This window comes from Streptomyces sp. RB17 (genome assembly GCF_009604455.1).
Classification (GTDB): Bacteria; Actinomycetota; Actinomycetes; order Streptomycetales; family Streptomycetaceae; genus Streptomyces.
Genome location: NZ_WEGL01000006.1, coordinates 322,802 through 342,240, shown reverse-complemented (window position 1 = coordinate 342,240; position 19,439 = coordinate 322,802). Strand labels below are relative to the sequence as shown.

The 19,439-nt window shown below is 75.3% G+C and carries 11 protein-coding genes and 1 pseudogene; 6 read left to right on the top strand and 6 right to left on the bottom strand.

What is annotated here, in order from left to right; translation table 11 throughout:
* Positions 1 to 311: 311 nt before the first annotated feature.
* Entirely contained in the window at positions 312 to 4,646 is a 4,335-nt protein-coding gene (locus tag SRB17_RS26690) for a cation-translocating P-type ATPase (RefSeq protein WP_153542683.1), read from the bottom strand.
* A gap of 8 nt (positions 4,647 to 4,654) precedes the next feature.
* Entirely contained in the window at positions 4,655 to 5,425 is a 771-nt protein-coding gene (locus tag SRB17_RS48570) for a hypothetical protein (protein ID WP_416237088.1), read from the bottom strand.
* 460 nt (positions 5,426 to 5,885) lie between these two features.
* On the opposite strand from SRB17_RS48570, the gene SRB17_RS26680 reads away from it, so the two are divergent.
* Positions 5,886 to 8,126, top strand: coding sequence for a DEAD/DEAH box helicase (locus SRB17_RS26680; protein ID WP_153542682.1), 2,241 nt, complete (start codon positions 5,886 to 5,888; stop codon positions 8,124 to 8,126).
* Between the two features lie 8 nt (positions 8,127 to 8,134).
* Here the strand turns inward: SRB17_RS26680 and SRB17_RS26675 are convergent, their stop codons facing one another.
* Both SRB17_RS26675 and SRB17_RS26670 read right to left on the bottom strand, forming a co-directional pair.
* Positions 8,135 to 8,563: a DUF6221 family protein gene (locus tag SRB17_RS26675; RefSeq protein ID WP_153542681.1), complete on the bottom strand. Its 429-nt coding sequence runs from the start codon at positions 8,561 to 8,563 to the stop codon at positions 8,135 to 8,137.
* Positions 8,560 to 9,330 carry a PaaX family transcriptional regulator C-terminal domain-containing protein gene (locus SRB17_RS26670; RefSeq protein ID WP_194294149.1) on the bottom strand — a complete coding sequence of 257 codons (771 nt, stop codon included), beginning with the start codon at positions 9,328 to 9,330 and terminating at the stop codon, positions 8,560 to 8,562. The genes SRB17_RS26675 and SRB17_RS26670 overlap by 4 nt, the downstream gene beginning before the upstream one ends.
* Positions 9,331 to 9,400: 70 nt before the next feature.
* On the opposite strand from SRB17_RS26670, the gene SRB17_RS26665 reads away from it, so the two are divergent.
* Together SRB17_RS26665 and SRB17_RS26660 are read left to right on the top strand one after the other, a co-directional pair.
* On the top strand, positions 9,401 to 11,092 hold the full coding sequence (locus SRB17_RS26665; RefSeq protein ID WP_153542680.1) for a DNA alkylation response protein: 1,692 nt from the start codon (positions 9,401 to 9,403) through the stop codon (positions 11,090 to 11,092).
* A gap of 167 nt (positions 11,093 to 11,259) precedes the next feature.
* Positions 11,260 to 13,308 carry a HEAT repeat domain-containing protein gene (locus tag SRB17_RS26660; RefSeq protein WP_323376274.1) on the top strand — a complete coding sequence of 683 codons (2,049 nt, stop codon included), beginning with the start codon at positions 11,260 to 11,262 and terminating at the stop codon, positions 13,306 to 13,308.
* Here SRB17_RS26660 and SRB17_RS26655 read toward each other — a convergent pair.
* Both SRB17_RS26655 and SRB17_RS26650 read right to left on the bottom strand, forming a co-directional pair.
* Positions 13,251 to 15,320 (bottom strand): serine/threonine-protein kinase, encoded by a 2,070-nt coding sequence (locus tag SRB17_RS26655; RefSeq protein WP_323376273.1) that lies wholly within the window; start codon positions 15,318 to 15,320, stop codon positions 13,251 to 13,253. The two genes, SRB17_RS26660 and SRB17_RS26655, sit on opposite strands and share 58 nt — an antisense overlap.
* Positions 15,321 to 15,541: 221 nt before the next feature.
* Entirely contained in the window at positions 15,542 to 16,132 is a 591-nt protein-coding gene (locus tag SRB17_RS26650; RefSeq protein ID WP_194294148.1) for a hypothetical protein, read from the bottom strand.
* Positions 16,133 to 16,420: 288 nt separating this feature from the next.
* Here SRB17_RS26650 and SRB17_RS26645 point away from each other — a divergent pair, with 288 nt between their 5' ends.
* From SRB17_RS26645 to SRB17_RS26635, 3 genes and pseudogenes are all read left to right on the top strand, one after another.
* Complete coding sequence (locus SRB17_RS26645; RefSeq protein ID WP_194294168.1) at positions 16,421 to 17,509, top strand: WD40/YVTN/BNR-like repeat-containing protein; 1,089 nt, start codon at positions 16,421 to 16,423, stop codon at positions 17,507 to 17,509.
* Between the two features lie 89 nt (positions 17,510 to 17,598).
* Positions 17,599 to 18,276, top strand: coding sequence for a uracil-DNA glycosylase (locus SRB17_RS26640; RefSeq protein ID WP_323376272.1), 678 nt, complete (start codon positions 17,599 to 17,601; stop codon positions 18,274 to 18,276).
* Positions 18,273 to 19,251: pseudogene (locus SRB17_RS26635) on the top strand (BadF/BadG/BcrA/BcrD ATPase family protein). The gene SRB17_RS26640 and the pseudogene SRB17_RS26635 overlap by 4 nt, the downstream one beginning before the upstream one ends.
* Positions 19,252 to 19,439 lie beyond the last annotated feature (188 nt).

Here is a 19,439-nt window from a genome sequence, read left to right as displayed (position 1 = left end):
ACCCGCCCAGCCACCACCGGCCGTCCTGAGCGCGGCCGCCTGCCACCACCGGCCGGCCTCGGCGCCGCCACCCGCCACCACCCGCCACCACCCGCCAGCCTGAGCGCCACCACCCGCCGCCACCCGTCGGCCTGAGCGCCGCCACCCGCCACCACCGGCGCCATCGGACCATGGCCACGCACGCCCGGCACCGTCGGAGCATGGCCACCCAGCCACGGCACCGTCCGACCACGGCCACCCGCCACCGCCGGCACCGTCTGAGCGTGACCGCCCAGACACCACCCGCCGGCCGGAGCGCGGTCGGCCTTCGGTCAGTTCGGCAGCAGTCGGGCGACCGTCTCCTCCAGGCGGGGCAGCGCTCGCTGGCCCGCGAGGGCCAGGGCGATCGCGGCCAGGACACCGGTCCAGGCGACCGGGCCGAGCGGGGTGCACCCGACGGCATGGCTGGCGACCGGGATCTGGACGGCCGCGACCAGCGCCACGGCGGAACCCAGGCAGGTGACCTGCACCAGGCGGCTCTCGCGCCGGTCCAGCCACGTCTGCACGAGCTGTGTGCCGACCACCCCGCACAGCGCCATGGTGCTGGAGCGGCGTGCGGTCCCCGGCGTGAAGCGGCCGATCAGCCAGGCCGTCACCGCGCCCAGGCAGGTGGTGAGCGCCCGGTGCCGGATCTGCCGCAGCAGGGGCTCGCCCAGGACGGCGGAGGCGTCCTCCGGCGATCCACCGCGGGCGCGCACGATGCCGGACCCGTCGTCCTGCTGCGATCCGCCCCGGGCCGGAACCGGCGCGTCCGCCTTCTCGGTCACCGCCACCGCCATCGACGGGAACAGGTCGGTGAAGAGGTTCACCATCAGCATCTGCCGGGTGGACAGCGGCGCCCGGCCGGACAGCAGCGTGCCCAGGATGCCGAATCCGACCTCGCCCGCGTTGCCGCCGATCAGGATGGCGATGGCGTCGGCCACGCTGTGCCACAGCGCGCGGCCCTCGCCGACGGCGTCGATCAGCACCGTCAGATCGTCGTCGGTGAGGACGATGTCGGCGGCGTTGCGCGCGGCGGCCGAACCCCGCGCGCTGATCCCGACGCCGATGTCGGCGGCGCGGATGGCCGCGGCGTCGTTGGCGCCGTCGCCGACCATGCCGACGACCCGGCCCGCGTCCCGCAGCGCCTCCACCACCTGGAGCTTCTGCTCGGGCGCCACCCGCGCCACCACGCCCGCGTCCCGCAGCATCCGGGCCCTGGCCGCCCGGTCCGCCGCCGCCAGCTCGTCACCCGTGACGACGACGGTGTCCGCGGGCCAGCCCAGCTCGGCCGCGATGGCGCGCGCGGTCTGCGGATGGTCCCCGGTGAGCATGACCGGTCGTACGCCCGCCTCGAGCAGGCCCGCCACGAGCGCCGTGGAGGTCTCGCGCGGTACGTCGGAAAGGGCGAGCAGTCCGATGAACTCCAGCTCCCGCAGCGGCTGTTCGAGGACGTCGTCCTCCTGCTCGTCCGCGCCGAGCCGCCGTTCGGCCACCGCAAGCACCCTGAGGCCGTCCCGCGCCAGCGCCTGGGCCGCCTCGGAGGCGTGCTCCGGCAGCCCGGCGCAGGCGGGCAGCACGGTCTCCGGGGCGCCCTTGACCACCAGCACGAGCGGGCCGTCCCTGCTCCGGCCGACGGCGGCGGCGTATCCGCGTGCCGCCTCGAAGGGCAGGTCCGCGCACTGTGTCCACTCCGGATCCGGACCGGCCGCCGCCAGCACGGCCTCGTCGGTGGCGTGCACCGGCCGCTCGGCATCGCCGTCGACGCGCGGGCAGGCGCGTACGGCGGCCCGCACGGTGCCCGCCGACCCGGCGTCGTCCACCGGGCGCACCGTGCCGTCGGCGTCGGAGGTGCGCACCAGGCGCAGCCGGTTCTCGGTGAGCGTGCCGGTCTTGTCGAAGCAGAAGGTGTCCATGCGGCCCAGCGCCTCCAGGGTGCGCGGGGTGCGGACCAGGACACCGTCACGGCTGAGCCGCCGGGCCGCCGCCAGCTGCGCGACCGTGGCCACCAAGGGCAGCCCCTCCGGTACGGCGGCCACGGCCACCGCCACGCCGCCGCTGACCGCCTCCCGGATCGCCGTGCCGCGCACCAGCGCCAGGCCCGTGACCGCGGCGCCGCCCGCCAGGGTCAACGGCAGTGCCTTGCGGGTGAGTTCCTGCAGCCGGGCCTGCACCCCGCCGGCGGGGGGCGTGCGGGCTGCCAGGTGGACGGCGCGGGCGGCCTCCGTGTGGTCGCCGATGTCGACCACCACGGCCCGGGCCTGGCCCGCCACCACGGTCGTCCCCTCGAAGACCATGCACCGCCGGTCGGCGACCGGGGCGTGCGGGGTCGGGTCCGTCTGTTTCTCCACCGGCAGGGACTCGCCGGTCAGGGCCGACTCGTCGACCTCCAGACCGTCCTGCCACAGCAGCCGGGCATCGGCGGGCACCACGTCGTCCGCCTTCAGCTGGATCACGTCGCCCGGATGCAGCTTGCCCGCCTCCACGGTGCGCGTGCCGCCGGCCGGCGCCTCGGTCTCCGGCGGGACGAGCCGCGCCTTCTGCCGCTGCTCCTCGAGCAGTCCGGACAGGGCCCGTTCGGCGCGCAGCCGCTGGATGCCGCCGACCAGGGCGTTCAGGTCCAGGGCGCCGACGACGAGCAGGGCGTCCACCATCGAGCCGAGGATCGCCGACGCCGCCGAGCCGACCGCGAGGACCGGGGTGAGCGGGTCATGGAGTTCACCGCGTACGGCCCGGCCGAGCCGGTAGGACCAGCGCGCGGGCGCGGCGACCGGATGCCTGAAAACCCTGGTGGCGGCCGTGCGCGCGCGGGCGGTCAGCGCCTCGAACGCCGCGACCTCGGCGGCCGGTTCGTGCTCCAGCCGCTCCTGGGCCTGCTCGGGGTCCAGCTCGTGCCAGTGCACGCGCGCGTGCGGATGCGGGGGCCGGGCCGCCGCCACGCCGAGCGCGGCCCGGCCCCCGGAGATCAGGGCCGACACGGCGGCGGCGTCGACGGGGGCGTGCCGCAGCCCCGGCAGCGCGGCCAGGCGTCCGCGGCCGCCGCAAGACTCGCCGACGGCCACCAGAAGCCCGGAGAGCGCGGCGCCGGAACGGGCCAGGGTCTGGGCATGGCCGCCGACCGTACGGGCGGCCGGGATCGCGGTCAGCACCCGCCATACGTCGGGCAGCCCGTGCAGCGCGAGGAGGTCCGCGCCCCAGACCACGGCGCCGTCGCGGTCGGTGAGGGCGAGGGCGATGTCGGCGCAGCGCAGCCCGGCCAGCACGTCCTGCTCGTCGGCCGCGCGCACCCGGGCGACGGCGAGCACCGCGCCGGCGTCACCGCGCGCCTGGTACACCACGTCGTCCAGCGGCCGGCGGGCGTCGACGACCTGGTCGGCGAGGCCGGTGAAGTCCTCCAGGGCGGGGTCGTCCACGAGCACCACGCGCAGGCGGGCCCGGCGGGCCGCGTCCAGCACCGGTTCGGCCCACGGGTCGGCCTCGCCCTCGTCCGTGCACAGCGCGCTGGAGTGCAGGACGACCGTGCCGGCCATCTCCAGCCGGCGCAGCCGGTCCGGGTCACGGACCAGGACCCCCGTGCGGGCGAACGCGGCGCTCAGCAGCGCGTGGAAGGCGGCGGGGCCGTAGCGGGCGGCCTTCGGCGAGCCGGCGAGGACCGCCTCCGCTGCCTCGGCGCCGTCGTGCTTGACCAGCAGGGTGGCCGCTGCACCCAGCACACTGCCCGCGGAGGCGTGCTCGGCGTACTCCTGGGCCGGGGACTCCCGCAGCGGCGGGCGGGGTGCGCCGTCCGCCGGGAGGCTGATCCGCCCGGGCGCGCACAGCTGGTCGTGCACGGCGTCGAAGGCGGCGGCGCGCGCCACCGTCTCAGCCACCTGGCACGCGCGCAGGGCGCCGTCGAGGACGAGGGAGGTCGGGGTCTGTCCGGCTCCGTGGACCGTGGCGTTCGCGCAGGCCAGCAGGAGATCCATGCGGACGTCCCCGAGCCGGGCGCGCAGCCAGGCGCGAAAGCGCGGGTTCTCCCGCAGCAGTGTCACCACCGCGGTCGCCAGCCGCGGCGTGGGCGGCAGCCGAAGCATGTACGCGGTGACGGCGACGCCGATGCCCAGCGTGTCGGCGGCGAGCGTGGTCACGGCAGCGCGCACCCCGGTCGGGTCGGCCGGATGCGTGGTCTCGTCCACGTCCGCGGCCGCGAGGAGCAGTCCGTGGCCCTCGGCCAGTTCGGCGGCGTGGTCCACGATCCGGTCGGTGGCCTCCTCCTCGGTCGCGGTCACCACCAGGCGCGCGAGCCCCTCGTCCCAGTACGCGACCAGTACGTCGGGCCGCTCGGCCAGCCGCTCGGCCACCCGGCGCGCCAGATGTGCCGTGCCGCCCGCGCGCCGCACGTGCTCCTGCTCCAGCGGTCGCAGGGCGAGGTGGGCACGGGCCCCGGCCCGCCAGTGGTCGCCGGTGCCGGGCAGCGCGTTGCGCGCGACCCGCGCCACCCGTACGGCCGCGTCCGCGCAGCGCACTCCGGCGCGTGCCGTTCCCGCGGCGGCGCCGGCGGCCGCCCCGACCGCCGGCGCGAGCAGTCGCGGAGCCGAGGGCAGCAGCCGTACGGCCGCCGAGGGCACCGCCAGCAGTCGGAGCGCCATGGCCCTCCTCAGAGCGTGGTGCGGTCGGGCCGAGCCGTGGGACCGAGCGGCCCGGTGGACGGCTTGCCCACCGCGCTCTCGGCACCGCGGGTGGTCCGCGTGCTGCCGGAGGTCTTGGTGCTTCCGGCCCTACCGGCGCTGCCGGACGCCCCCGTGCCGCCGGCTGACCGGCCGCTCCCGTGCGTCCCCGTGCCGCCGGCCGTCTGGCCGCCTCCGTGCGGCCGCGTGCCTCCGGCTGACCGGCCGCTCCCATGCGTCCCGGTGTGGCCGGCCGTCCGGCTCTCCCCGGAGGCCGCGGCCGCGCCGGAAGCCTCGGCGGCTCCGGCCGCCTCGACCCCGGCCTCTGCGGCGCCGGCGTCCCAGGCCCCGCCGGAAGTCTCGTCCTCCGCGGCGGCCTTCGCCCGACCTGTGCCGTGGGCGCCCCGGGACCCGCCGCCGTGGCCGGACCTCAGGGCCGCGGTGCCGAGGTCGTGGGCGGGCTCGGGACTCCGGCCGCCCCCGTTCCCGCCGTCCGCCGGATGTGCGGGCCGTGGCTGGGTGAGCCAGGCCACTGCCGCGCCCGTGAGGGCCACGGGCCACTCCACCACGCCCGCGGCGCCGAGCACTCCGGCCCCGGCGTACACCGCGATACGCCGGCCGCGGGGCGAGAGCGCGCCGACCTTGTCCAGGGTTTCCTCCGCGGCCCTGCTCACCACCCCGGCGCCGGGCACCCTGCGCAGTGCCGAGGCCGCGCCGCGCAGGGGCGCCGTGAGGACCGACGACGACTTCTGCTCAGCCATGACTCTCCTCGGGTGAGATCGCCTTGCGTGCCCACCGAGTGCCCGCAACCGCGCTGGTCATCCCCGCCTCTCTCGCCCCGGGGGTGCCCACTTCCCAGGGAACGCCCCGCACCGCTCCCGCGCCACCCGCACCGAGCGCCCCGCCCGCGGGCCTCGGCCGCCGCCCCGGAAGAGTCCCTCGGGCACGGCCGAGCCGAGGAGCCGGTGGCCCTCGAGGTCCAGGTGCGACCAGTCCCCGGCCGGCGGGCGGGCAACGCCGGTCCGGTGCCGAAGGGGGACGACTGCGGCGGACGCGCGCCCCGGAGGAACATCACCGTCGTCGGCGACTCCAGCAGGAAGTCCGTCACATCCACCCGGCCGGGCCCCCGTCGACACCGACGGCGGCCCCGGTCCCTGCCGCCACGGCCCCGCCCCCGCCGGGTCTTCCGCGGATGGAAGGATGGGGCGCGAGGGAGGGCGGATGGGGCGCAGGGAGCGGGAGGCGGTCGCGCGGGCGGCCCGGCTGTACGAGGCCGCACAGGGACTGGCCGACGACCACGGCAGAGCCGTCGAGGCGGTCCGAGCGGCGCTGAAGCCGCTCCAGGACGCGGCGGTGGAGCAGGCGCTCGACGCCATATCCGTGGCGCGGCTGCAGGACGCGACGGACGGACGGCTGCGGCTGGGCGGTGTGGACAGGAACGGGCTGCGCACGGTCCGGCAGGTGCTGGAAGCCGGTCCCTACCGGCTGCGGCAGATCCCCGGAGTCGGTCAGCGCACGGCGGATCAGATCGTCGCCGCCGCACGGCAGCTGTCCGACGCGGTGCGGGACACCGTCGCCGTGCACATCGACGTCGACCGTCCGGAGCCGCGGACCACGGCGCTCGTCATGGCGCTGCACGTGCTGGTGGAGGCCGGGCCCGAGGCGCGGCGAGCGGTCGGCACCGCCGCCGAGCTGACGGAGCGGCTCGGTCCCCTGCTGTCCGAGGCCCGGCCGGCCTCCGGGCGGCTGAGCATGCTGCTGGCCGGGCGGGCCAGGAAGGCCCGGGCGCTGGAGGCGGTCGAGGAACTGCGCACGCTGGTGGCGGAGGCGGCCGAGGCCGGCGCCCACGAGGCGCTCGCGCAGGCGTCGGTGGACCTGCTGCGGGGTGCGTCGAACGACCTCGCGGCCTGGGTGGACTTCGAACTGCGCTCCGCCGACTACTACGGCCTGCTCGCCGAGATCTCCGGGCGCGCTCCGGACACGGCTGCCGCCGAGGGGTTCCTGCCCGACGGCATCGCCGAGCGGGTGCGGGGCCAGCAGCTCGACGATTCCCGGCTGCGCGTGTCGCTGCGCGGCTACCAGGCGTTCGGCGCCCGGTTCGCCCTGGCGCAGCGCCGGGTGATCCTCGGCGACGAGATGGGGCTCGGCAAGACCGTCCAGGCCATGGCCGCGCTGACGCATCTGGCCGCCGAAGGGCAGAGCCACTTCATGGTCGTGTGCCCGGCGAGCGTCCTGGTGAACTGGACGCGTGAGATCGAGGCACGCACCTCGCTCCGCGTCACACCCCTGCACGGGCCGGACCGGCACGGCGCGTTCGCCTCCTGGAAGGGGCGGGGCGGCGTCGCCGTGACGACCTTCGACGCCCTGCGCGGCTTCCCGGTCCCCGGCGGCGGAGAGATCGGGATGCTGGTGGTGGACGAGGCGCACTGCGTGAAGAACCCCAGGGCCCTGCGCTCCCGGGCCGTGACCCAGTGGGCCGGGCACTGCGAACGGGTCCTCTTCATGACGGGCACGCCGATGGAGAACCGGGTCGCCGAGTTCCGCAACCTGGTACGGATGCTCGACGAGACCGTCGCCGAGCGCATCGGCGACGGTGCCGGACTGCCCGGCTCCGTGGCCTTCCGGAAGGCGGTCGCCCCGGTGTACCTGCGCCGCAACCAGGTGGACGTCCTCGCCGAACTGCCCGCCCTGCAGCAGACGGACGAGTGGGAGGAACCGAGCACCTCGGACGAGGAGGCGTATCGCGAGGCGGTGGCCTCCGGCAACTTCATGGCGATGCGCAGGGCCGCGTACGCCCGCCCGGAGAAGTCCGCCAAGCTCGTCCGGCTCCGCGAGATCGTGCAGGAGGCGGGGGAGAACGGACTGAAGGTGGTGGTGTTCTCCAACTTCCGGGACGTCCTGGGCGCGGTGAAGGACGCGCTCGGCGCCGGGTCACGGGCCGGTGGTCCCGTGGTCGGCCCGCTCACCGGGAGCGTGCCGCCTGAGCGGCGCCAGTCGCTCGTCGACGAGTTCACTGCCGTGTCCGGTCCGGCGGTGCTGCTGGCGCAGATCCAGGCGGGGGGCGTCGGGCTCAACCTCCAGGCCGCCTCCGTCGTGATCATCTGCGAGCCCCAGATCAAGCCCACCGTCGAACAGCAGGCGGTGGCGCGGGCCCATCGCATGGGCCAGGTACGGCCGGTCCGGGTGCACCGCCTGCTGGCTCCGGGCGGCGTGGACGAGCGGATGGTGGAGATGCTGCGCCGGAAGGTCCGCCTGTTCGACGCCTACGCCCGCCGCAGCGCGGTGGCGGAGGCGACCCCGGACGCCGTCGACGTGTCGGACACCGAGATGGCGCGCCTGATCGTCGCGGAGGAACAGACCCGCCTGGGGTTCTCAACCGGCCGTGCCGGCGGCGCGTCCGACGCACCGGCGGACGCCCTTCCCGGTGCCGGAACCGGTGAGGCGGCCGGCGGCGACGCCTGACGGCAGACTCAGGGGCGAGGGGAGACCCCGGGCCGCCAGGAACCGTCGTAGCCGGGATGGCCGGCGTACGGCAGGGCGAGCAGGCGCAGTGTGGTGCACGGCCATCGGGGACGCCCTGCTTCACGGCGGATGTGGCACCTGCCGTCGTCGCGCATGTGATGCTCCTCCAGCAGCGCCTGCTTCACCCCGAGTTCGCGCAGCACCCGGGCCGGATCGTGCCGGGCCACGTGGGTGAGCAGCTTCACCGGGTCCTCGGCGCCGAACTGCACCATCGGCGTGTGGGTGCTCCGGCCGTCCCAGGACGTGAGCACCTGCTCGATCTCGTCGGCCATGACGCCCCGGACCGCGCCGGGCGCACCGGCGATCGCGTCCCGGACGGCCTCTTCCTCGTCCTGGAACCGGGCGCGCAGGAACCCTTCGACGCCCACGGCCGTCATGCGGCACGCTCCCTTCGTCCCACCGAGTCGGCCAACTCCCGCTGATAACCGGCGTAGGCCGTCCGCAGGGCCTCCCCCGGCCAGTGGGCGGGGAGGAGTCCGGGCGGCAGGACGGGGTCGGTGAGCAGGTGGCGTACGGCCGCGGCGTACGCGGTGAGGCGGTCCGCCGGTGTCCGGGCGGCCGAGGTGCGGGCGAGCAGTGCCCGCGCGGTGGCCGCCCAGGCGTCCAGCGGCCAGAGCCGGGCGACCAGGTCGTGCGCGGGCTCGTCGGGGCGCGCGGTGTAGGTCCGGGCGACCGAGCCCAGCGTGTCCGGCAGGGCACGGTCGAGGTTGGCCGGGCGCAGCCACACGCCCTCGCGGAGTTCCGCCAGGCGCAGGGCGGCCAACCGGGCGCGCAGCTCGGCGCGTTCGGCGGGGCCCCGGCCGGTCGCCGTGACGACCAGCATCTCCCAGTCGCCGTCCCACGCGCGCGTGCCTGGCCGGAGCGCCTCGTCCTGGCGCCGCTGGCGTGCCAGTAGCCGGTCGCTGAGCCGGTAGACGGCGTCGGTGCGGCGCAGATCCCCCGCGGTCACCATCCGGCTCAGCGCGGCGCGCAGCGTGGAGCCTCCGACGCCGAAGGGCTCCACCAGCCGGACCAGGTCCTTCACGGGCAGCTCCGCCGGGTGCGCGCCGAGGAGCAGGCTCAGCACGACCGACCGCGCGGACAGCGGCCGCAGGCCCGGCGGCTCCGGCGCCTGCTGCGGCTCGGGCGAGACGTTCATGCGCATGGGCACGTACTGTACGTGCGCCTCCTGTTGCAGTATTGCTACGGCCGCAGCGAGAGTGCAACATGCTCCCATGGTCTCGATTTCCGCGCAGCCGCATGCGCAGTCGCCTGCGCAGCCGCAGCCCCAGCAGCAGTACGCCACGCACGAGGTCACCAACCAGGCCCCGCCTCTGGCCCCGTACGACGCCTCCGACGATCCGGCCCTGCTGGAGGGGCTGCGCCGGGAGGGCGCCGGGTGGGCCGAGGACGGCGTCCGGCGCCTGGGGGCGCGCGCCGGCAGCGCCGAGGCACAGGAGTGGGGTGAGCTGGCGAACCGGCACGAGCCGGTCCTGCGCACCCACGACCGCCACGGCCACCGGGTCGACGAGGTGGAGTTCCATCCCAGCTGGCACCACCTGATGCGCACGGCGGTCGCCGAGGGCCTGGCCGGCGCCCCGTGGGCGGACGAGCGGCCCGGCGCCCATGTGGCCCGTACCGCGGGCGGGCTGGTGTGGGGGCACACGGAGGCCGGGCACGGCTGCCCGACGTCGATGACGTACGCCGCCGTGCCCGCGCTGCGCGCACAGCCGGATCTGGCCAAGGTGTACGAACCGCTGCTCACCAGCCGGGAGTACGACCCTGAGCTGCGCGTCCCGACCGAGAAGCCGGGCCTGCTCGCGGGGATGGGCATGACCGAGAAGCAGGGCGGGTCGGACGTCCGGACGAACACCACCGTGGCCACGCCCACCTCGGAGCCCGGTGTGTACACGCTGCGCGGGCACAAGTGGTTCACGTCGGCGCCGATGTGCGACGTCTTCCTCGTGCTCGCGCAGGCCCCGGGCGGCCTGTCGTGCTTCCTCGTACCGCGCGTGCTGCCGGACGGCAGCCGCAACACCTTCCGCATCCAGCGACTGAAGGACAAGCTGGGCAACCGCTCCAACGCGTCCTCGGAACCGGAGTTCGACGGTACGGTGGCCTGGCTGGTCGGGCCGGAGGGGCGCGGGGTGAAGACCATCATCGAGATGGTCAACTGCACCCGGCTGGACTGTGTGATGTCCTCGGCGACCCTGATGCGCAAGGCACTGGTCGAGGCGGGGCATCACGCCCGGCACCGCAGCGCTTTCGGGGCCCGGCTGATCGAGCAGCCGCTGATGCGCAACGTCCTGGCCGACCTGGCGCTGGAGTCGGAGGCGGCGACGACGCTCACGCTGCGGCTGGCCGGCGCGGCGGATCGCGCGGTGCGCGGGGACGCCGGGGAGCGGGCCTTCCGGCGGATCGCCACGGCCGTCGGCAAGTACTGGGTCACCAAGCGGGGCCCGGCGTTCACCGCCGAGGCCCTGGAGTGCCTGGGCGGCAACGGCTACGTCGAGGACTCCGGCATGCCGCGGCACTACCGGGAGGCTCCGTTGCTGTCGATCTGGGAGGGCTCGGGCAACGTCAACGCGCTCGACGTGCTGCGCGCCCTCGGCCGCGAACCGGACACCGCCGAAGCCCTGTTCACCGAACTCGCCCTCGCACGCGGGGCGGATGCCCGCCTGGACACGACGGTGGCCTCCCTGAAGGACCAGTTGGCCGAAACGGACCAGGTCGGCGCCCGCCGAATGGTCGAGCGGATGGCGCTCGCCCTCCAGGCCTCCCTGCTGGTACGGCACGCCCCGCACCCGGTGGCGGACGCCTTCTGCGCGAGCCGCCTGGGCGGCGACTGGGGGCAGGCGTTCGGCACGCTGCCCTCCGGAACCGACCTCGGCACGATCCTGGAGAGGGCCCTGCCCGGCCTGAACTGACCCCCTCCCACCAGGCGCCGGCGCTCCCCTCGGCGGCATGCGCGGGGAGCCCGCGACCTGGCCGGGGACAGCCGACGGATCGCACACAGTCAGCGCCCAGCTCCGGACCGTTGTCAGTCCCGTGGTGCACACTCGCGGCCAGGTGGCACTCGTCTGGGGAGGACAACGTGTTCACGGGGATCGACGAGGTCGACTGGGCCTCGCTACGGCACGCGTACGGCAGCGCGGAGGACGTGCCCGGCTGGTTACGGGCGCTGGTGTCCGCGGACACCGCCGAGCGGGCGACCGCGCTCGACGGGATGTACGGCGCGCTGCACCACCCGGGGTGTGTGTACGACTCGACGCTGGCCTGCGTCCCGTTCCTGCTCTCGCTCGCGGCCCGGGAGGAGGTGCCGGACCGGGGCGGCATCGTGGAACTGCTGGTCGGTATCGGCGCGGAGAGCACGGACGGGGACCCGCGGGCACGGGAGGCCGTGCGCGCGGGTGCCGAGGTGTTCGTCCGGCTCGCCGAAGACCCGGACCCCGCGGTGCGCCGGGCGACCGCCTCGGCCCTCGTGCACTTCCTGCCCGCTCCGGCCCGGGTGCTGGACCTGTTACGGCAGCGGCTGCGGGCCGAGCGGGACGACCGGGTCCTGCTCGCCCTCCCGGAGGCGCTCGCCCTGTTCGTCCGCCGGCACCCCGCGCACGCCGACGCCGCGGTGGACCTCCTGGCCGAGCAGAGTGCGCCGCCGTACACCCCGGGGCTGCGGCTCGCCGCGCTCGGTCAGCTCGCGCTCGTCGCGCCCGCCCGGCTGCCCGCCGACCTGGTGCCGACGGCGGTACGGCTGCTGCGGGAGCGCTCCGCGCACCGCGCCCGCGTCCCCGAGCCCTGCGCCGCCAGCGGCCTCGTCGGGCGCATACGGCGGCTGCGCCCGTCCGACGAGGAGGGCTCGCGGCTGCTGCGCACCCTGCACATGGCGCTCGGTGACCTCGTGGACGACCGGATCGCCCTCCTCGGCGGGCAGTTGACCGGTCCGGACCCGGTGGACCGGTGCCATGGCGTGTGGATGGCGGGGGCGCTGCTGCGCGGCTGGCGCGTCGACCACGTCGGCACGGTCCGGCTGCTCGGCACCCAACTGCACGCGGACCGGGACTGGTTGCGGGAAGCGGCGGTCGCCGTGCTGGCGGGGCTGTTCGCGCTGGCCGCGCCGGCCGCTGACGACCTGCACGCCCTGGTGTGTGCCCGGCCCGACCTGTGGGCGCACCGCGTGGAGCGCGGCTCGTGCACGTTGGGCGGTCCGCTCAAAGCACTGGTCAGGTGCGGCGATCCGCGCGCGGTCCCGGCCCTGGCCCACCTGCTGGCCGGCCCTGCGGCACCGGTGGACCTGGGGTTCGAGCTGGCCCACCTGGGTGCGGCCGCGGCCCCGCTCGCTCCCGCGCTGCGGCACCGGCTCGGCCGGATTCCGCCGTCCTCTCCCTCTGCCGCCCGGCTCGCCGCCCCGCTGCTGGCGGCGCTGGGCGCCATCGGGGACGAGGAGGCCGTTCCGGAGGTGCTGCGGCTGCTGTCGGGTGCCCGCGGCGGACCGGGGGCGCGGGACGACGCGGTCACGGGCCAGGTCATCACAACGCTGGAGGTGCTGGGCGCCACCGCGCGGGCGGTGACGGCCCTCCGTGCGCTCCTGCGCACCCGGCATGCCGCCGCAGCGGCCGGTGCTCTCTGGTCGGTGCAGCGGGACGCCTCCGCCGTACTCCCCGTGCTGTTGCGGGAGTTGGTTGAAGGTGATCCGGCGAGCCGCCGCCTGGCCGCCGTGCAGCTCGGCCGTCTGGGTCCGGCCGGGCGGGCCGCGCTGCCCGGGCTGCGTCGCATGGCCCGGTCGTGTTTCGCACGGGATCGGGTGTCGGCCGCGGGTGCGCTGTGGCGCATCGACGCGGATCCGGAGCCTTTGCTGCCGGTGTTCCGGGAGGCCTGGGCACAGGACCCGCGCACCCGCCGTGCGATCGCCCGGTGCCTGACCGCGATGGGCCCGGCCGCGGCGCCGTTACGGCACCTGGCGGCCGAGGAACTGGCCGCTCCGCGCCGCCACTTGGCCCATGCGGCCGGAGGCGCCGGGCAGGGCATACCGGAGGACGAGGACCTGCTGCGCGCGTGCCGGGAGGTGCTGGCGAGGTGTCAGCGGATTCAGGGCAGACACTCTCCCGACCGGACGAGTTCGGGGTCGGAGCCGTCCGGCTCGTAGACGGCGACGCTCCACCGCGTGTAGTTCCACGACGGGTTGCGGTGGAACTCGGCCGTCAGCTTCGGGCACAGGGTCTTGGACACCGCGTCCTGGAAGTTGTCCCGCTGGGCACGGCCCACCAGGACCTCATTGGTGTCCCGTGCCCACACATAGGCGGCCCTCTCGACGGGGTCGAAGCCAAGGCTGATGGCGTTGCGGTCGCTGAACGGCGCGAGGCCGTCGCCCTGCGCGATCCGGGAGTTCCACTCCGCCGTGATGGCCTTGTCGGCGGCGTCGGCGACGCGGATCTCCGCCTTGTCGCTGCTCGGTATGCCGGCGGCGGCCAGGCCTCCCTGGTCTCCCTGCCACTGTCCGGCGATCCGGGTGAGGCAGCCGTCGGTGGCTTCGCCGAAGCCGAGGACATCAGGTTCGGGGTCGCCGTCGACATGCCTCCAGGCGACGACGTAACGGCCGTAGGGCCATGCTCTCGGTTCGTCCTGGAGCCGGTGCGCGAGGGCGGTGCAGGCCGCCATCTCCCCGGCCCGCTCGAACATCCCCTGGTCGTCGTCGGGGAGCTGGGAGACCGGGCCACCGGTCACCATCACGGTCTGCGCCCGCTTGTTGAAGGTGACCGTGGGTGTCATGAAGTCCATGTGCTTGGTCGCCAGCATGGCCGTGACGTCGGCGCGGACCGCCCGTTCGACGGCCCGCTCCTGCGCGGTGCTCGCCGCGGCGCTGGCCCGCCACTCGTCGGTGGTCGGCTCGGACTCGTCGCCGGCACGGGTGAAGGCCGGGCCGGAGATCCCGGCGAGCGGATCCACCGGTATGGCGACCCGGCGCGGGTCGGTCGGAGACGCCGTGGTGCCGCCGGGGGTCGGGGAGGGTGGGGTGACGTGCGCGGCGCCGCCGGCGCGTGTCGTGGCGGACGCTCCGGCCGGGCCGGCGGTGGCGTGACCGGCGGCGCCCCGGCCGACGCTGTCGTCGTGGCCGCCGGTGCGAAGGGCGAGGGCACCGCCCGCCGAGGCTCCGACGAGGACCGCGGCGACGAGGACCGCGAGCAGGGCGCGTCTGCGCGAGGAGGCTGCCGGAGGGTGCCAGGTGGGGTCGTCCGGCGCGGGTATGTGCCACTGGGCGGTGACCAGTTCGCCGACCCTGGTGGGCTCCGCCCCGGCTGCCGCGTCGAGGACCTGGGTGGCCTGGCCGGCGAGGAGCCGGGTGCACTCCTCCGCCAGGGAGGCGGCGGCCGGCCGCTCGGCGGGTTCCTTCGCGAGGGCCTTTCGCACGAGGCCGAGCAGCGCCTCGGGGACCCCGTCCAGATCGGGCTCACCGGACATGACCCGGAACGCGACCGCGTCCGGGGCGCCGACGCCGAACGGGAGCCGCCCGGTGGCCGCGTGGGCGACGAGCGCCCCCCAGGCGAACAGGTCGCCCTCGGGCCCCGCGGTGCTGGTGCGGTAGTACTCGGGGCTGATCCAGCCGGGTGTGCCGGTCATCACCCCGGTGCGGGTCACGCTGGTGCCGTCCGCGGCGCGGGCGATGCCGAAGTCCAGGACCCGCGGGCCGGCCGGGCCGAGGATGACGTTCTGCGGCTTCACGTCACGGTGCACGACACCGGCCGCGTGGATGGCGGCCAGCGCCTGCGCGGTGCCGGCCGCGAAGGCGTAGAGGGTTCCGCCGGTGAGGGGGCCGTGGTCGGCCAGGTACTGGTTGAGGGTGGGGCCGGGGGCGTAGGCGGTCGCCAGCCAGGGTGCGGCGGCCTCCGGGTCGGCGGCGAGCAGAGGCACGAGGCAGGGTCCCTGCACCCGGGCGGACAGCTGCACCTCGCGCCGGAACCGGGCCCGGAACTCCGGGTCCTCGGCCTGCGCGGGATGGATCACCTTGACCGCGACCCGCAGTCCGTCGGCGGTCAGACCGGCGTGCACGGTGCCCATGCCGCCGGCGCCGAGCCGGCCGATGATCCGGTAGGGGCCGATGCGGGAAGGGTCGCCCGGCCGGGCGGGCTGGACACGTCCCGGAGAACCGGCAGTGCTCACAGAGTTTCCGTTCCTTGGTGCGGTCGGCAGCGACCTCGGGCCGCGGCCCGCCGGACGTCGTGTCTTGCGCGTGTGTGACCTGTGAAGATCCTGTGAGGTTGCCTTGGTTCGGGCAACGTCACCCGATCGTGACAATGCACGGGAAATCCAAGGGAGCTGACGGTCTCACAGGCGTCACGGGTCCCCCGGCCGGACGGGGACCCGAGGCCGCCGGGCCGTGGTCAGACCATCCGTCCCCACTGCGGTCCGAGCCGCGCCCACTCCGCGTCCCAGGCGTGCATGCGGCGGCGTTCCAGACGGCCGCGCAGGGCGAGGCCGCCGACGAAGGGGACGGCCGCCGCGCTCACGCCCACCAGGCAGCCGATCAGGGTGCCCCGGAAGGCGGCCTCGGCGACGGAGGCGGGACGGCTGACGAGCCGGCCCCGCGGATCGGTCCAGACCGTGACCGGCGCACCGGCCTTGCTGCCGGGCACCACCCGGACCTGACCGGTGTGGGCGGAGCCGTCGGCCACGGTCCAGCTCACCTTGGCCCAGACGCGCTCGCCGGCGGAGGCGTGGCGGTGCACGGGGGAGGTTCCCGGGGCCCGTTCCACCACGTGGGCCACCGCGGGACGCCAGGCCGCCCGCTCCCTCGCGAGTCCGTGTTCCACCGAACCGGCCGCCACGAGTCCGGCCGAGATCCCCGCCAGGACGGTCAGCAGCCAGGTGCCGAGCACCACCCAGGCCTCCACCACGTCGGCCCGGCGTTTGAGCGGGTTGCGCCGCCAGCGCCACAGCCACACCTTCGGACCACGGAACGCCTTCAAGGGCATCCTCCTCACGAGCGCACCGACCGGCCGGACCGCCCTCCCATACGCGGGAGATCGCTCCGCTGCTCACGACGAGCCGTCTCCCCGACGGTCGCACGAGACGCCCCTCGCGCGCAGGCGCATGCCGCAACGGACCCGGGCCGATCGCCGTCATGGACCGACGGCACCGCTGTGACCTGTGGAAACGTGCATGCAAGGGGGGACTGTCAGTGGTGGGGTGCACACTGGCCGATAACCGACGACTACGTGTCTCACGACTACCTGGACGAAGACGTCCCGGAGGTGATCGGCATGACCGAGGTACTGCTGGCGGTGGGCACCCGCAAAGGCCTTTTCATCGGGCGGCGCAGGGGCGGCGGCGCCTGGGAGTTCGACGACAGTCCCTATTTCAACGCGCAGGCCGTCTACTCGGTCGCGATCGACACCCGAGGGGACCGGCCGCGGCTGCTGGCGGGCGGCGACAGCGCGCACTGGGGCCCGTCGGTCTTCCACTCCGACGACCTGGGCCGCACCTGGACGGAACCGCCGCAGCCGGCCGTCAAGTTCCCCAAGGAGACCGGCGCTTCCCTGGAGCGCGTCTGGCAGCTGCACCCGGCCGCCGCCGAGCCCGATGTGGTGTACGCGGGCACGGAACCGGCGGCGCTGTACCGCTCGGAGGACCGCGGCGAGAGCTTCGAACTGGTCCGGCCGCTGTGGGAGCATCCGACGCGCTCGCGGTGGGTGCCGGGCGGTGGCGGTGAGGGTCTGCACACGGTGGTCACCGACGCCCGTGACCCCAAGGCGGTCACCGTGGCCGTCTCGACGGCCGGGGTGTTCCGCTCCAGCGACGGCGGGGCGAGCTGGGCGCCGTCCAACTCCGGTGTGTCCGCGGTGTTCCTGCCCGACCCGAACCCGGAGTTCGGCCAGTGCGTGCACAAGATCGCCAAGGACGCGGGCGACCCGGACCGGCTCTATCTGCAGAACCACTGGGGGGTGTACAGAAGCGATGACGCGGGCGCGCACTGGACGGACATCGGCGCGGATCTGCCGTCCACGTTCGGCTTCGCGGTGGCCACCCATCCACGCCGGGCCGACACGGCGTACGTCTTCCCGATCAACGCCGACGCGGACCGGGTGCCCGCAGAGCACCGCTGCCGGGTCTTCCGCACCGCGGACGCGGGCCGGACCTGGGAGCCGCTGTCCAAGGGGCTGCCGGAGGAGGATCACTACGGCACGGTGCTGCGGGACGCCCTGTGCACCGACGACGCCGACCCGGCGGGCGTCTACTTCGGCAACCGCAACGGCGAGGTGTTCGCCTCGGCCGACGACGGCGACAGCTGGCAGCAGCTGGCGGCGCATCTGCCGGACGTGCTGTGCGTGCGGGCGGCGGTGATCGGCTGAGGCGCACGGGCTGGTTGCCGGGGGGCGTCGCCGCCGGGCTTCGGCCATCGGTTGATCACCGGGCCGTGTACGGCAGTAGGGTGACGCCCGTGGCACCACGACCCTTGCATGAAATCGTCGAACCGGGCTGGGCGAAGGCCCTGGAACCCGTCGCCGGACGGATCGCCGCGATGGGCGACTTCCTGCGCACGGAGATCGCCGCGGGACGCACCTACCTCCCGGCCGGACCCCACGTCCTGCGGGCCTTCCAGCAGCCCTTCGACGACGTACGGGTCCTGATCGTCGGTCAGGACCCGTATCCGACCCCGGGGCACGCGGTGGGGCTGTCGTTCTCGGTCGCGCCCGAGGTACGCCCGCTGCCGCCCAGCCTGATCAACATCTTCCGCGAGCTGAACACCGACCTGGGGCTGCCCCAGCCGTCCAGCGGCGACCTGACGCCGTGGACCCAGCAGGGCATCCTGCTGCTCAACAGGGCGCTGACCGTGGCTCCCCGCCGCCCGGGTGCCCACCGCGACAAGGGCTGGGAGGAGGTCACCGAGCAGGCGATCCGGGCGCTGGCGGCACGCGGCAAGCCGCTGGTCGCCATCCTCTGGGGCCGGGAAGCCCGCAATCTGCGTCCGCTGCTGGGCAGCCTGCCGGCGGTGGAGTCCCCGCATCCCTCGCCCAAGTCGGCCGACTACGGTTTCTTCGGCTCGCGCCCGTTCAGCCGGGCCAACGACCTGCTGATCCAGCAGGGCGGGCAGCCCGTGGACTGGCGACTGCCGTGACCGTCCCCGGTTGTCCGGCGTTGGACTCCGGAGGCTCCGGTCTCCGGATCGCCGTCGGCGTGCCGTGCCGGGCCGGCCGCCCACCGCACAGCGGGAGTCACGCGAGCCGGTCCGCACGGGCGAGTGGGGCATCGATCCCGCCCGTCTGATGGCCCAACTCGTCCCGCCGGCCCGCGCGTCCACCGCCGGGGCGGGAGTGGACAGGCCGGGCACTGCCGTCGTCGGTGCCGCCGGGTTCGCCACCCTGGGCCACGCCCCGCGCGCCGAACTGCCGGGCACCCTCGCCCGGGAGCTGGGTATACGACACGTGGCGCTCGCCGCCGACGCCGTGACCGGCCGCGTCAGCGCCCTCGGGTCGCGTCCGGGCGCGATGCTCGCCGCGGGCACCGGGCCGATCGCGGTCGGCACCAACCCGAAGGCACGACGCCGGGCCGGCGGCTACGGCCATCTGCCCGGTGACCGCGGCAGCGGCGTCTGGATCGGGTGGGCCGGCCTGGACACGGCGCTGCGGGCCCACGACGGCCGGGACGGTGGCTCCGCCGCGTCGCCGACGTGCGCTCAGGAGCGATTCGGCCCGGTGTGCGGGCTGCCGGGACAGCTCTACTCTCGCTCCGACCGGCACGCCGTACCTGCCTCCTTCGCCCCCGGGTGGCCCCGTGCGCCGCGCACGAGCCGGTCGCCGCGGGCATCCTGCGCGCCGTGGCCCGGCACATGGCCGAGTCGGCCGCGGCCGGGTGCCCGGCTGACGGGGAGCCCCAAGTGGCGCTCACCGGCGCCATGTTCCGGATGGGCGAGCCCCTCCTCGTACCGCTGCGCGAGGAGTTGGCGAGCAGGCTGCCGCACGCCCGGCAGGTGCCGGCCGAGGGCGATCCCCTGCACGGCTCGGTCCGGATCGCGAGCGAGCTCGCGGCCGGCCGGCTCACCCTGCCGGGCGAACCGACCGTGCTCTGCGTGGTCCCCGCGCAAGGCGATTGAGGTCCCCGCTCGCGCTCCTCACAAAAGCGGATTCTTCTGCCTTGTCACCTCTTTGTCGACCCATATCCGCGGCAAGTGCCTATAACACGTGCCGCCGGCGCGTAACTCATCAGACAAAACCGGACGGATACCGCTCACCTGCACCCTCCCCGAACGGAGTAACCGGGAAAGCCAGTAACATGCGGCGC

Bases quoted from the DNA above. Each gene is read 5' to 3' on its own strand.
- SRB17_RS26650 (WP_194294148.1), bottom strand. From the start codon at position 16,132: ATGCCCTTGAAGGCGTTCCGTGGTCCGAAGGTGTGGCTGTGGCGCTGG.
- SRB17_RS26670 (WP_194294149.1), bottom strand. From the start codon at position 9,330: ATGCGCATGAACGTCTCGCCCGAGCCGCAGCAGGCGCCGGAGCCGCCG.
- SRB17_RS26645 (WP_194294168.1), top strand. From the start codon at position 16,421: ATGACCGAGGTACTGCTGGCGGTGGGCACCCGCAAAGGCCTTTTCATC.
- SRB17_RS48570 (WP_416237088.1), bottom strand. From the start codon at position 5,425: ATGGCTGAGCAGAAGTCGTCGTCGGTCCTCACGGCGCCCCTGCGCGGC.
- SRB17_RS26680 (WP_153542682.1), top strand. From the start codon at position 5,886: ATGGGGCGCAGGGAGCGGGAGGCGGTCGCGCGGGCGGCCCGGCTGTAC.
- SRB17_RS26665 (WP_153542680.1), top strand. From the start codon at position 9,401: ATGGTCTCGATTTCCGCGCAGCCGCATGCGCAGTCGCCTGCGCAGCCG.
- SRB17_RS26675 (WP_153542681.1), bottom strand. From the start codon at position 8,563: ATGACGGCCGTGGGCGTCGAAGGGTTCCTGCGCGCCCGGTTCCAGGAC.
- SRB17_RS26690 (WP_153542683.1), bottom strand. From the start codon at position 4,646: ATGGCGCTCCGACTGCTGGCGGTGCCCTCGGCGGCCGTACGGCTGCTG.